This window comes from Rhodoferax antarcticus ANT.BR (assembly GCF_001938565.1).
Lineage (GTDB): Bacteria > Pseudomonadota > Gammaproteobacteria > Burkholderiales > Burkholderiaceae_C > Rhodoferax > Rhodoferax antarcticus.
Window position 1 is genome coordinate 1 of record NZ_MSYM01000019.1, and the last position, 12578, is coordinate 12578.

Genomic DNA, 12578 nt, shown 5'->3' on the forward strand with positions numbered 1-12578 from the left:
AAGCAGGGCCTCGCTGACGCCCAGTCCAACCTGGGCGTGATGTACGAAAACGGCCAAGGCGTGTCGCAAGATTACAAGGAAGCCGTCAAGTGGTACCGCCTCGCCGCTGAGCAGGGCAATGCCAATGCCCAGTCCAACCTGGGCGTGATGTACTTCAACGGCCAAGGCGTGTCGCAGAGCCGCGTGGTCGCTTTTGCCCTATTCAACCTGTCAGCTGCCAACGATCCATCTGCTGATAACAAGGCCACGGGCAACCGCACCAGCTTGACAGAGAAAATGTCCAACAAAGAAATTGAAGCCGCCCAAGACCTGACACGCGAGCTGGCCAAGCCAAAGAACCTGCTTGCCGCTCTGGACAAGTACATCAAGAAGCGAGGTCTATGAGCTTTGGGAGAATGTGTCAATCAATGCAGACCTCGACCCCAATTTAGCCCGCCGCCATGCGCGATGGCAAACCCACTTGCAGCCAGCAATAAAGTGCTTACAACAAGGTGAAATTTTTTCACTTCCTAAGCTTGCCGATGAAACCACCAGGTACAAGCAAATGGAACAAGGTAGAGCACCGACTCTTCTCGTTCATCACCTCAAATTGGCGTGGAGAACCACGCCATGCCGCGCTCGACCTGCATTAGGTTCACATCCTGCCCATTGACCAGCACCTTACCAACTTGCTGCCCATAGCGATCTCGCTTGCTTGTCTCGACATTCACGGTCTTGTCGAAGGCCAGGGCAGACAGTGATTCTTTGGAGCGATTGCCGAATGCCTGATTTTTCTCAGGCGCATCAATGTCGGCCAAGCGAATCTTGTGCTGCACCTTGTCGGCATCCAGCACGGTGATGGTTTCAGCATTGGCAGTGCAGGCCAGCGCCAGCAGCATGGCCGTGATTACTTTTCGCAGTGCATACATATGTGACGATCAAAGATTATTGCAAGCTGCCACTGTCTGCCGATACCAGCTCTCGATACCATCGGCATCCTTTTGGAGTTTGGCTATCTGCGCCAGCTTCTTCTTGCGCAAGGTTTCGGCTTCAGTCAGCTCTCGGACAATCGAAGCCGGTGCCTTGGTTGGTATCACTGGCAGGGGGATAGGTGCAGGCTTGCCGGTTGGCTTTGTTACTCGTAACGGTGCGACCAGGACAGGCTCGACCAGGTTGATGACCGCCTGCACTTTGGCCGCTTGCTCTGGTGTCACCCAGATATGCAGCCCCTGCTTGCCTTCCTCGCGCATACGCGCCCTGAACTCTGCCTGCCGTGTGCTGTTGGTCTTTGCCATGATGGTGGCCTGTTACTCGTAACGGGCAGACTTGGTCCAGCTTTTCCAGCAGCATCTTTTCAACAATGTCGGTAGCGGTGCAATCAGCATCCAGCGCCGCCTGCTTCAGCTTCTTGTGCAGCTCGTGGGTCAGATTGATGGTCAGCCGCCGATAGCCTTCAGGCGCATGGAAAACCCGCTTTGTCTCCGTGGCCGGGGTGCCAGCTTCAGCGAAGGCTGTAGCCAGCTCTGATACCTTGGACAGGGTTGGTTTCACCAGGTTGGTGATTTTCTTTGGTGTGCTCATGGTTTTACCTTCAATAGTTTTTTGACTTCCTCAACCAGTGATCTGGCCTCGACCTTTGCGCTTTGATCGGCCAGCTCTGCCACAGTCAGACCTTCACCCAGCGCCTGCATGTAGGTGACCCGCATTCCCAGCGTGGTGGACAGCGCAGCCAGGCCCAGCTCCTTGGTGGCCAGCTCGGACAATTCTTGCGCCAGCTTGGTGTTTGGCCGGTAGCGTGTCCAGACCAGCCGCGCATTGATGGCCCTCACCTGTTTGGCCGCAGTAATCAGCGCCAGCAGGTCACAGCGGCCCCAATGCTGTAACCACGTCGACCATTGACCGGTTTGCTCTTGCCTGCCCAGCCAATGCGCTGCAACGGCGGTTTTGACGTGCGTCCGGCTCTCGGTGCGAATGTCCGGGAAACCGTCAGACTTGCGGGTGGTCAGTTGCTCAAGTTGTGCAGGCGGCAATTGCGCCAGAAACTGAGAAAACAGGGCCTGAATATCGGGCTGCTGTTGAGTTGGGAATGCTTGCATAAATTCACCTTTGAAACACGTTGATTCGTGTCGTGGGGTGAACTTTCCCGTTCCCGGCTTTTCCCGACAAAAGCCCGATAAAACCCCGATGTTCGGGGCGCTTTCGGTCAGTGGCTAATTGTGTGGCGTGTGGTTGCGCCGTTCCACGCACTGGCCAGTTGGTTAACGGGTGCAGTTTGCTTTACCTTGCCCTTGAGTACGGCCCATGCGCGGGCTTTGTCTGCATCCCATTCACCATGTTTTCCAGTGTGGGCAGCAGCTTTTAACCCGTTTCGTTTCGCGTCGCTTATGTCCGCCTTGATTGATGACCATTCATATTCAAGATTGGCAATCAATGCGACGTTTTTCAGGATGAATCGTGGGCCGGTTGCAGCGAGGCACGGCTCACTCGCTGGCACATCCACCACAGGCGCATCAGGCGGGGCGGTAGCGGCTTGGGCGGCTGGTGTTTGTGGTGTCCATTGATAAATCGCCTGTGTGCTGGCTAGCCATTTGTTAACTGACTCAGGTGTAACTAATCCAAAAAACTCAGGCCGATTGAGTGGGCGTGCCATTCCCGTTTTGCGGTCGTGCGTTGTCAGTTTGCCATTGTTGATAGCAGCGGCCATATCCTCTAATAACGCCGTCAGCCTGTCATCACTCCACCCTCGCGCGTCGGCTATTTCGCGCGCGGCCTGTTAGTACATATAAAGCCCGTCATCCCACACGTTCAGCACCTCCCACGGCTTACGGTCTCGCGGCGAAGTATTTACAGGCCAATCAGATTCGTCTATTTCCACTGTCACACCCCCTTCAAGGTGGTCACTTCAATTTAAGGAGCACCAGCAGGCGAGTTGAAGAAACCCGCTTTTCGGTCGGATTGCAGCCCGGCCTAGCTGGTGCAAAACTCTATGCGGCCATTGCTGGCGCTGGTTGAACGTGCATGGGCGCGGCCTTGAACCTTTGCTCTGCCTGCCACACGTCATAGGCGCTTTGCCCTGCCAGCCACACACGGGCATCACCCCCACGGTCAGCACCCAGCCACGCTTCAATGCGCAGCGCCATATCAGGCGAAATAGCAGCCCGGCCATTCAGCACACGGGACAACGCCACACGCGACACACCCAACTGTTCGGCGGATTGGGTCACGCCCAGCCCCAACGCAGGCAATACGTCATCGCGCAGCGCCAGGCCAGGGTGGGGTGGGTTAAACATGCGTGCCATAGTCATTCTCCAGTTGCTCAGTGGTAATCCATGTAATCAACCAGCACAGCGTCTGTGCCATCAAAGGTGAAAGTCATTCGCCAGTTGCCATTGACCGATACGGCCCAATGCCCCTTCAAATCGTCTGTCAGCGGGTGCAAGCCCCAGCCCGGCAGGTTCATATCCCGGTCGCAGGTGGCCACGTCCAGGCGTGCCAGTAGTCGCGCCAGCTTGGGCGCATGGTCAGGGCGAATACCTGCCTTGGTGCCACGCTCAAAAAACGCTTGCAGCCCTTTGTGACCGAATGACTTAATCATGGTTTATTGTATCTTGTAGCGCTACGCTTTGCCAGTCACCCCACCACAGCGCGCAGTTTGCCCGGCTCTGCCTTGGGGTCGAACGTCACCCCGGCCTCTTGCAAAATCCACGCTTCAATCTTTTCATGGTGCACGCGAAGCAGGTCAAGGGGTCGAACGGTGTAATGCTTTTCAGCCGTGGCGCTTGGTTTGTGTCCCATGATTTGCGCCACCACGCCAGCGGGTATCTCAAGCCACTCTGTCAGGCTCTTGAAACTGCGGCGCAGGCCATGAATAGTCAGGTCATCAATGCCTGCCACCTTGCACGCGTCGTTGTGTGGGTTGCGGGCAATAACGATGGTGCCACCAGCAGCTACAGCGCTTGAAAAAACCCATTCGTTGCGCTTGGGCAGGGTTGCCAGCAGTTGCGACACATACGGGGTAAGCGGAATAACCCGCGTGCCCTCTACCTTGTCACGGATGGTCAATCCGCGCCACTTGGTGTTCATATCGTCCCAGCGCAGCCCCAGCACTTCACCAGCCCGTGCGCCAGTGAGTAGCAGCGTTTGCAGGTAGGCGGCAATGACCGGGTTCTGTTGCTGGCGCACAGCAGAGAACCATGCAGGCAGTTGCTCTTTGAGTAGCGCATCCTGCTTCACGCCGGGTTTACCCAATGACTCACGCGCCTTCTTTGTCTTTGCCGGGTTGCGCTCTGACACCAGCTCGGCATATTCGGCCTGCTCTGCGCACCAGCCTAAAAACGCCTTCAGGCAGCGCCACGCAAGCCGGGCGGCTGATGGGCGGGTCTGTGCTTCGCGTGCAGCCCAAGCCTCGACAGTGGCGTTGTCCAGGTCGCGCAACGGCATCACCATAAGCTGATGCAGTATGCCCGGCGCGGTCTTGCCACTGGCAACACGATTTGATGCAACACCACCGGCTTTCACCAGCAATAGATGCTCGCTGTAGTGGCGTTCGCCCCAATCTGGCTTGCGTGCGGCCAGATACAACGCCCAAACATCGCCCACGGTCAAAGTGGCCTGCCTGCCAGACTCCAACACATCGGCGGCTTGAATTTGCTTTTCGGCAGCTTGCTGGCGCTCTGGCTCTCGCGGGTCGGTGCCACTGTCCAGCATCACGCGCAGCCTGTTGGCTTCAGTACGGGCAGCGTCAAGGCTCCAGGCTCTCACGTCACCAATGGTGCGCCGGATGGTCTGGCGGTTCAGCTTCGCCTCAAACACGAATGCCTTCACGCCAGTGTTGGTAACTCGCACGCGCAGGCCGGGTGCCTTGGTGTCGCGTAGGAATGCTTGCGCCTTGGTGTCGGTGCGGCAGGTCAGGCGCTCGATTGCGCCAGCGGTCAACTCAATGGCTTGCGCTGTATCTGGTGCGTCTGTTTTCTTTGGTCTTGCCATGATGTTTTGCCTCAATTCCGTGTAGCCACTGTGTAGCCAACTTGCAGCCCGTGTAGCCACTGTGTAGCCACTTTTGCCCCATTTTGGGGAATATCAATCAACGCTGGCACTGTCAACCTGTCCAGTGCTTTGCTCATAAGCTGTTGATTTGTATGGATGGTATAGGTGTAAATCAACACTGGCAAATACTTTATTGGTCTGACTAGAAATCAGGCGTACCGCAAGGTACCGTGGGTTCGAATCCCACTCTCTGCGCCATTTAAAACCTTTAAGTAATTGATTTACTTAAAGGTTTTTTCTGTTTTGGAGCCGGTTATCTCTGTGCATTCCTGCGCGCCGTCGGCTGCGGTGATGCCCACTTGAACCGGGTGTGCATCGCCAAACACGGCACCGCACGGTTCAGTGCGGCTTCAGCACCTGAAGGCCAACGCCTCATGGCTATCATCCCAGGTCATGAGCGCACACCCCCATCTGCGAGCCGAGGGCTTTTGCATCCGTAATGTCGACCGGGATTTCGTTGAATGGCATCGGGGTCGGCTGCGCTACATGCTGTGGGCCATTGATGTCGACCTGCCAGCCGTGCAATCCCGCGTCGCTGCCGCGCAATCCCATCTCGATGGTCTGCTGCTGGGCGGCTATGCGCGACAGCCGCACATCTCCTTGGCGCTGTGCGGTTTTCCGGGTGCTCAGCCTTTGTTGCCTGACGAGTTTGACGGCTCCCTTTTGGAACAGCAAGTTGCGTCACTGCAACAAGCGCAGACCGCACCGTTCGACATCACGGTAGGCGGCCTGTTGAGCTTCGGCTCGGCGCCGTATCTCGGCCTGACAGACAACTCGGGCGGCATCGCGAAAATCCGGTTTTGTCTCAGCTTGGGCAATGACACCCGAGCCTACATACCACATGTAACGGTGGGTTTGTATGCAGATGCGTGGCCGACCGACTCGGTGCGGCCCAGACTCACAGACTTTGCCCCATGCCCGGCGCTTAACCTGAAGGTGGCGCGTATCGGGCTTTTCGCCTATGACGCCCCAAGCATCGGCGGCAGGCTGGACTGCCTAGCGACGTACGACTTGGAAGAGAAGCGCCTGAGTTGGCACGGTGTGCCCCTATTCGAGTCGGAGTACCTGACCTAACCCGGATGAACGGTTCAGAAACCCCGGAGCATGACAATCCTCGTCTTCGCGAAGCGCGTCGCGACTTGGCAATGCATCCGTTGCTCAGTTGTGGGTTGCTTCACTTCGTTCGCAACGACGCCTGTATGTCACACCAACGCCAGCAATCGGTCACTGGGAACTTCTTCCAGTGACTGCAACAGCGGCGAGGCTTGGGCCGATGGGGCTGATCGCCCACGCGCCACACGCGAAGCCCTGTCCAGCGCATCGCTATCAAAGCCGCTCACGCATTGCGATAGGTTGCCGACGATGAAGCTCGCGTGGCATCGACAAGTTGCCCCTGCACCAACCGCACCGAGCGGTCGGCCATGTCACTCGCCTCAGTCTCGTCGTGGGTGACCAGCAAGGTGGGCATGCCGGCGGTCTGAATGCGAGCGCGGAACTCCTCGCGCAGGGCCACACGCAGATCCGCGTCCAGCGCTGAGAAAGGCTCGTCGAGCAACAAAACCCTCGGCTGGGTGATCAGTGCGCGCGCCAGCGCCACGCGTTGCTGTTCACCGCCCGACAGATTCCAGACGCGGCGCCGCGCCAAATCACTCAAACCAAAAACGCCCAGCATCTGCAACGCTTGGTCGCGCGCCTCGCGCTTGGGCAGGCCCTGCTCCACCAAGCCAAACGCGGTGTTGTCTTGCACATTCAGATGGGGAAACAGCGCAAAGTCTTGAAACATCAGCGCAAAACGGCGCTGCTCTGGTGCTGCGTCAGTGATGTCCTGGCCATCAAACCAGACACTGCCCGCATCCGGCACCTGCAAGCCCGCAACGATGTTGAGCAGCGTACTTTTCCCGCTGCCCGAGGGGCCCAGCAGCGCCACGATTTCACCCGCCGCCACCCGCAGGTTGATGTCCTGCAACAGGGGCTGATCAGCGTAATGCTGCTGAATGTGGCGCAGTTCAAGCATGTTGTGTTGGCAAATTGGGCAGGGGCTTGCGTGAACCTCTTGGACCAGCGCGTACTGGGCTGTCTTCTCGCACCGGCCATTCGATCAGCAAAAAAGCCAGCAGCGCCAACGCCATCAGCACACAGGCAAGCACCATGGCTGCGTCCATGTTGGCTTGCCCGGGGCGGCCCAGACGCTGGTAGATCAAGGTCGTAAGGGTGGCCCACTCGGGGCGGGATAAAAATAGCGTCACGGCAAATTCACCTAGCGCGGTGGCAGCCGCAAACGCCATGCCTCGGCGCAAGGCGGGCAGTAGCAGCGGCAAGGTCACGCGCCAGAAGCAGCGCCACGGGCTCGCGCCCAAAGTGCGCGCGGCTTGGCCCAATTGCACCGGCAAACTGTCCAACCCGCCAGCCAGCGACTTGGCCACAAACGGGTAAGCCAACACCGCGTACGCTGCGATCAGCAAAAACAAACTGGCAGTCAGCGACGGATACAACAGCAGCAAACCAAACGCCACCGTCACCGGCGACACCACAAACGGCAGGTAAGCCGCCGCCCGCCACACGACCGACGCCTGCGCTGCCAGAGCATGCAACACACCCAGCACAGTCGCCACCACCAGCGCCATCGCCGAGAAGCGCAGCGTGTTCCAGGTGGCCGCCAAGGTTTCATCATCAAATATGCCTGTAGCCCCCGTCCACAAAGCGCCGATAGCTTTGATAAATATAGCAACGATAGGCAGCGCGCAGACAGCAAACAGCACCGTCAGCGCCAGCCACAGGCTCAGCCACTGCAATGCACTGTGTGGGCGAGCACGGGCAATGGGTACCGGGCGCACTGGCGCGGCCAAGCTCTTTTCCAGCGCAGCGTAGGCCAGTGCCACGCCGCCTGTGAGCAGCAGCATCCACAGCGCCAGCACGCTGGCCTGACCGAGTTGCAGCTCATAGGCCACCAAGGTGTAAATCTCCACCTCCACCGTGGCGTAGCGCTGACCACCCAGCACCAGCGCCAACCCAAACCCGGCAAAGCAATACAAAAACACCAGGCACAAACTCGACACTAGCCACGGCGCAATGGCCGGCCACTCCACCCGCCAGAAGGCACGCCAGGGCGTTGCCCCTAATGAACGCGCCGCCGCCACCTGACGGGCATTGACCTGCCCCAGCGCGTCCACCCCGGCGCGCACCACCAAACACAGGTTGAAAAACAGGTTGCCGTAGAGCAGCAGCCAAGGCGTGTCGTGCAGGTTGATGCCCAAAGCACCGCTAATCAACCCGCGCGGCCCCCACAGCGCCAGCACACCCAACGCCGCCACCAGCGTGGGCACGACAAAAGGCAGCATCAGCAGCCGCAGCACCAACGTGCGCCCAGTAAACTCAAAGCGCGCCAGCACCCAGGCCACCGGCAGCCCCAACAGGAGCGCCAGCACACAGGTGATGGCCGCTTGTGCCAGTGACCAGATCACACGCCAGCGCAGGTAGTCGTCTTGCCAGGGCTTGAAGAGGGAAACGGCCTCTGATGAACCCAGTTGGCCGGTGAAACCTTCCAGCGCCAGCCGCGCCAGTGGCGCCAGCAGCAACAGAATCAGGACCGCTGCAGGCAACAGCGCCAACCAGAGTGCGCGCTGGTGTTTCACGTTCAGAGCCCGTTACGTAATGAGCTGTGGATTTGGGTGTCGACTTTGGGGTGCCGCACTAAGCGCCAAGCGCGCCGTTTAGCTCTGCTAAACAAACGATTCGCAACGATGCCATGCGCCCAAAGCTGACATGACAAATGTGCCTGTTGTTGCGTCACGAGCCCTCACTTCAGCACCACCTGCGTCCAGCGCGCCACCCACTTAGGACCTTGGTCGGCGATGATCTGCGGCGCCAAGCTCTCAAAAGCCGGGGGCTCGACAGCGTGGCGCATCACCGGCACCAGCGCGGTTTTGGGCACCGCCGGGTACATCCACATCTCGGTTTGCAGCGCTTGCTGCACCGGGCCTGAGCGCATGAAGTCAACAAACTTCAGGCCAGCGGCCTTGTTGGCCGTGCCCTTGATCAGCGCCACACCCTCCACCTGGCGGAACACGCCGCCGGCCAGGTTCAGACTGGCTGTGGGCGACTCGGTGAGCTTGGTTTTGGCATAAAACACCTCGGCCGCCGGGCTGGTGGCGTAGCTCACCACCAGCGGGTGGCTGCCCTTGTTGAGGCTGAACTCGGTGTAGTAGGCCTCGCTCCAGCCCTTGACCACTTTTATGCCGTTGGCGCGCATCTGCGCCCACCAGGCAAAGGCTTTTTCCTCGCCCATGCCGGCAATAGTGGCCAGCAAAAAGGCGTAACCGGGGCTGGAGGTGGCTGCGTTGGGCACCACCAGCCAGCCCTTGTAGGCGGGTTGGGTCAGGTCCGAGAGGGTTTTGGGCAGTGGCGTGCCGGTTTTGGCGACAGCCGCCTTGTCGTAGTTCAGGGTGACAAAACCGTAATCAACTGCTGCCAGCGCGTCGCCCAACTGCGCATCGGTTGACCCTGCCGTTTGCGGCAAAGCGGGTTCGATCACGCCCGCTGCCAGCGCCTTGGCTTGCAGGGTGTTGTCAATGCCGTAAACCACATCGGCCACCGGTTTGGCCCGCGTCAGGATGAGCTTGTTGAGCATTTCACCCGCATCACCGCCCTTGATGATGGCCAGTTTGATGCCGTTTTGCGCTTCAAACTGCGCCAGTAAAGGCTTGGGCAGGGCAAACGAGCTGTGCACCATGACGCGCAATTCGGTGGCGGCGTGGGTCAGCGTTGAAAAAGTGAACGTGGCCAGCGCGGTGCTGGCCAGGGTGAAAAGACGGCGGTTCATGACACTCCCTTTAAAAAGCGCCAGCGCCAGAAAAGCGCGGGTTCCAAGGGGTTCACCGGCCAAGCGGCTATATCCAACCCATCACGCTCCCTACGCTGGCATGATCCAGATCAGGTTTGGGGACTCTCTCAGCCTGGCAAAGCGCCAGACACCCCCGGTGAAGCAGCGGATTGTAAAGGGCGGCAGGTGATGCTTGGCTGGTCGGGTGCGATTCAAACTTTCACGTTAACCCAGGCGCAGCGCTTCATGTCAAACCCGGCACGGCGACCGGGTCATGCGCATGCGGCCTCTAGGTGAAAACACACGCGAAACGGTGTGATCAGTGCGCCTGCGACTGTTGACGCGCGCCTTTCACCCCGAAGCCCGGTCGCACCACCCAATCACCGTGCCTAGCGGTGTCTGGGTCAGAATTTCTGCTATCGACCATTCACACCAATTCCCATCAACTCCGCCATTTCCAACTGAGGCCACTTTTGCCTTTCCCCTGCTCGCGCACCAAAAACGCTCGCAAAAATCAGTCGGGTGATGCGCTTTGCGACAGGATCAAGAAGGAGGCCGCAGGCCGGGGGACACGTAGCAAAGCGCATCGCCCGACTGATTCGGCCAACAGGGTCAAGTCGCTCAAGCCTTGGACATCGCCTCAGCCTGAATGGCGGTCAGCGCGATGGTGAAAACGATGTCATCCACCAGCGCGCCGCGCGACAGGTCATTCACCGGCTTGCGCAGGCCCTGCAACATCGGGCCGACCGACAACACATTGGCTGAGCGCTGCACCGCCTTGTAGGTGGTGTTGCCAGTGTTCAAGTCCGGAAAGATGAGCACCGTGGCCTGGCCCGCTACGGCGCTGCCTGGGGCCTTTTGTGCGCCCACCTCCTGCACCGTGGCAGCGTCGTACTGCATCGGGCCATCAATCACCAGATCCGGCCAGCGGGCTTTGGCCAGTTCGGTGGCGGCGCGGACTTTTTCCACGTCTTCCCCCGCGCCCGAAACACCGGTGCTGTAGCTGATCATGGCTACCTTGGGGTCGATGCCAAAGGCACGCGCGCTGTCGGCGCTTTGTTTGGCGATGTCGGCCAATTCTTCGGCGCTGGGGTCGGGGTTGACGGCGCAGTCGGCATACACCAGCACCTGTTCGGGCATCAGCATGAAGAAACATGAGCTCACGATGCTCGACCCAGGTGCCGTCTTGATGAGTTGCAACGCCGGGCGCACCGTGTTGGCGGTGGTGTGCACCGCGCCGCTGACCAGGCCGTCCACCTCACCTACTGCCAGCATCATGGTGCCCAGCACCACCGTGTCTTCCAGTTGCAGCAACGCTTGCCCAGGGGTTAGTCCCTTGGCTTGGCGCAAGGCCACCATCGGTGCGACAAAGCGCGCGGCAATCTCGGCGGGGTCCAGAATCTCCAGCGCCTCGGGCAATTCCACACCCATCGCCTCGGCCGCTGCCTGGATGGCCCGGCGTTTGCCCAGCAGCACGCAGCGCGCCAGGCCTTTTTCGGTGCAGGTGACTGCCGCGCGGATGGTGCGTGGCTCGTCGCCTTCGGGCAGCACAATGCGCTTGTTGGCAGCACGCGCCTTTTGCATGAGTTGGTAGCGAAACGCCGGGGGCGACATGCGCCGCGAGGCCACGTGATCCAGCCCGGCACAAATAGCACTGGCATCGAGCTGCTCCACCACGCTGTCGATCACCTGGTTCATACGCAGCAGGTCATCTGGCGGCACCGCCAGCGGCAGGCGGCTGATGCGGTTGGCCGTTTCGTAACTGTCACCGTCGGTGCGCAGCACCGGCAGGCCGCTCTGAAAGGCTTTGGCACCAAAGCGCAGGATGCGTGGGCTGATGTAACTGTGGTGGGTGAGCACCAGGCCCGCCAGCTCAATGCCATTGCTGGCGGCCAGTGCCGTGGCCAGCATCACATCATCCCGGTCACCTGCGCTGATCACCAGCGCACCGGGCTTCAGGCGCGGAATCACCTCTGCCACCGAGCGCCCGCACAACACGGTTTCACGCACTCGGCGTGTGGCCAGTTCGCCTTCGATCATCACCTCGGCCCCCAGATGCCGCACCATATCGAGCGTGCGCGGGGCCGAGAGCATGGGGTTTTCACGCACCACGCCAAAAATCGGCACACCGTGAAGCTGGTTGGCTACCGCAGCTTCATCAAAACTTGCGGTGACACGGTTGAAGATGACGCCCTTCACATGGCGGCCCGAGTTGCGTACCCGGGCAATCAGGTACTGGGTTTGCGCAATGCCCTGGGCATCGGCCCCACTGCCCACCAGAATCACGTCGGCCTGCAGGCTGCGCGAGATCTCCACCGAGAGCTGTGGAATGAAGGCACGGTTAGGGTCGGCGTGAATGCCCTCCACCACCAGCACATCTGCCCCGCTGACGCTTGACATGGCCAGGCTGACAATGTCTTCCAGCACCTCGTCGGTCTTGCCGCTGGTGACCTGTTGCGTCACCCAACTCATTGGCAGTGGGTCGGGCGTGCTCTCAACCTGGCAGATAGTGCGTGCAAACCAGACGGAGGCTTCCTCCTGGGGCGTGTGTTTGGTGACTGGTTTGAAAAAAGCCACCTTCAGGCCACGCCGCTGCAAGGCGCGCAACAAGCCCAAAGACACCGAGGTCAGGCCAACATTGGGTTCAGTAGCAGTCAAAAAATAGGTACGCATGAAAAAACTCCAGATGCTGCAATGCAGCATGGATTATCCAAGGGTTAACCCGTAGATCGAA

The 12578-nt window shown here is 59.6% G+C and carries 14 protein-coding genes, 1 tRNA gene, 1 pseudogene and 1 riboswitch; of the genes and pseudogenes, 4 read left to right on the plus strand and 12 right to left on the minus strand.

Annotation, left to right across the window (positions count from 1 at the left end; translation table 11 throughout):
• On the plus strand, positions 1 to 384 hold a 384-nt coding region (locus tag BLL52_RS21795), incomplete at its 5' end, for a tetratricopeptide repeat protein (RefSeq protein WP_139313454.1).
• 143 nt (positions 385 to 527) lie between these two features.
• A pseudogene (locus tag BLL52_RS18110) lies at positions 528 to 605 on the plus strand (ISAzo13-like element transposase-related protein); the annotation flags it as partial.
• Here BLL52_RS18110 and BLL52_RS18115 read toward each other — a convergent pair.
• The 7 genes from BLL52_RS18115 to BLL52_RS18150 all read right to left on the minus strand — a co-directional run bounded on the left by BLL52_RS18115 (position 585) and on the right by BLL52_RS18150 (position 4965).
• Positions 585 to 908, minus strand: coding sequence for a thermonuclease family protein (locus BLL52_RS18115; RefSeq protein ID WP_075588056.1), 324 nt, complete (start codon positions 906 to 908; stop codon positions 585 to 587). The pseudogene BLL52_RS18110 and the gene BLL52_RS18115 overlap by 21 nt on opposite strands.
• A 121-nt stretch (positions 909 to 1029) precedes the next feature.
• Positions 1030 to 1560: a hypothetical protein gene (locus BLL52_RS20500; RefSeq protein WP_076072246.1), complete on the minus strand. Its 531-nt coding sequence runs from the start codon at positions 1558 to 1560 to the stop codon at positions 1030 to 1032.
• Entirely contained in the window at positions 1557 to 2075 is a 519-nt protein-coding gene (locus tag BLL52_RS18130) for a hypothetical protein (RefSeq protein ID WP_075588059.1), read from the minus strand. Before BLL52_RS18130 ends, BLL52_RS20500 begins: the two co-directional genes overlap by 4 nt.
• A 107-nt stretch (positions 2076 to 2182) precedes the next feature.
• A complete protein-coding gene (locus BLL52_RS18135) occupies positions 2183 to 2683 on the minus strand; it encodes a hypothetical protein (RefSeq protein WP_075588060.1) in 501 nt (166 codons plus the stop codon).
• 280 nt (positions 2684 to 2963) lie between these two features.
• Positions 2964 to 3278 carry a HigA family addiction module antitoxin gene (locus BLL52_RS18140; RefSeq protein ID WP_075588061.1) on the minus strand — a complete coding sequence of 105 codons (315 nt, stop codon included), beginning with the start codon at positions 3276 to 3278 and terminating at the stop codon, positions 2964 to 2966.
• A 17-nt stretch (positions 3279 to 3295) separates the two neighbouring features.
• Entirely contained in the window at positions 3296 to 3574 is a 279-nt protein-coding gene (locus BLL52_RS18145; protein WP_075588062.1) for a type II toxin-antitoxin system RelE/ParE family toxin, read from the minus strand.
• Positions 3575 to 3609: 35 nt separating this feature from the next.
• Positions 3610 to 4965, minus strand: a complete 1356-nt coding sequence (locus tag BLL52_RS18150; protein ID WP_075588063.1) for a tyrosine-type recombinase/integrase — start codon at positions 4963 to 4965, stop codon at positions 3610 to 3612.
• Between the two features lie 159 nt (positions 4966 to 5124).
• Here BLL52_RS18150 and BLL52_RS20835 point away from each other — a divergent pair.
• Positions 5125 to 5223: transfer RNA gene (locus tag BLL52_RS20835), tRNA-Ser, on the plus strand.
• Positions 5224 to 5418: 195 nt separating this feature from the next.
• Positions 5419 to 6099 carry a 2'-5' RNA ligase family protein gene (locus BLL52_RS18155; protein ID WP_083634061.1) on the plus strand — a complete coding sequence of 227 codons (681 nt, stop codon included), beginning with the start codon at positions 5419 to 5421 and terminating at the stop codon, positions 6097 to 6099.
• 128 nt (positions 6100 to 6227) lie between these two features.
• Here the strand turns inward: BLL52_RS18155 and BLL52_RS20840 are convergent, their stop codons facing one another.
• The 5 genes from BLL52_RS20840 to pta form a co-directional block, all read right to left on the minus strand.
• Positions 6228 to 6365 carry a hypothetical protein gene (locus BLL52_RS20840; protein ID WP_156876271.1) on the minus strand — a complete coding sequence of 46 codons (138 nt, stop codon included), beginning with the start codon at positions 6363 to 6365 and terminating at the stop codon, positions 6228 to 6230.
• Positions 6362 to 7039, minus strand: coding sequence for an ABC transporter ATP-binding protein (locus BLL52_RS18160; RefSeq protein WP_075588065.1), 678 nt, complete (start codon positions 7037 to 7039; stop codon positions 6362 to 6364). Before BLL52_RS18160 ends, BLL52_RS20840 begins: the two co-directional genes overlap by 4 nt.
• A complete protein-coding gene (locus BLL52_RS18165; protein WP_241839277.1) occupies positions 7032 to 8657 on the minus strand; it encodes an ABC transporter permease in 1626 nt (541 codons plus the stop codon). The genes BLL52_RS18160 and BLL52_RS18165 overlap by 8 nt, the downstream gene beginning before the upstream one ends.
• Before the next feature lie 164 nt (positions 8658 to 8821).
• Positions 8822 to 9844: a thiamine ABC transporter substrate-binding protein gene (locus BLL52_RS18170; protein ID WP_075588066.1), complete on the minus strand. Its 1023-nt coding sequence runs from the start codon at positions 9842 to 9844 to the stop codon at positions 8822 to 8824.
• A gap of 69 nt (positions 9845 to 9913) precedes the next feature.
• Positions 9914 to 10010: riboswitch (TPP riboswitch) on the minus strand.
• Positions 10011 to 10465: 455 nt separating this feature from the next.
• Positions 10466 to 12517, minus strand: coding sequence for a phosphate acetyltransferase (gene pta, locus BLL52_RS18175; RefSeq protein ID WP_075588130.1), 2052 nt, complete (start codon positions 12515 to 12517; stop codon positions 10466 to 10468).
• Positions 12518 to 12578: the final 61 nt, after the last annotated feature.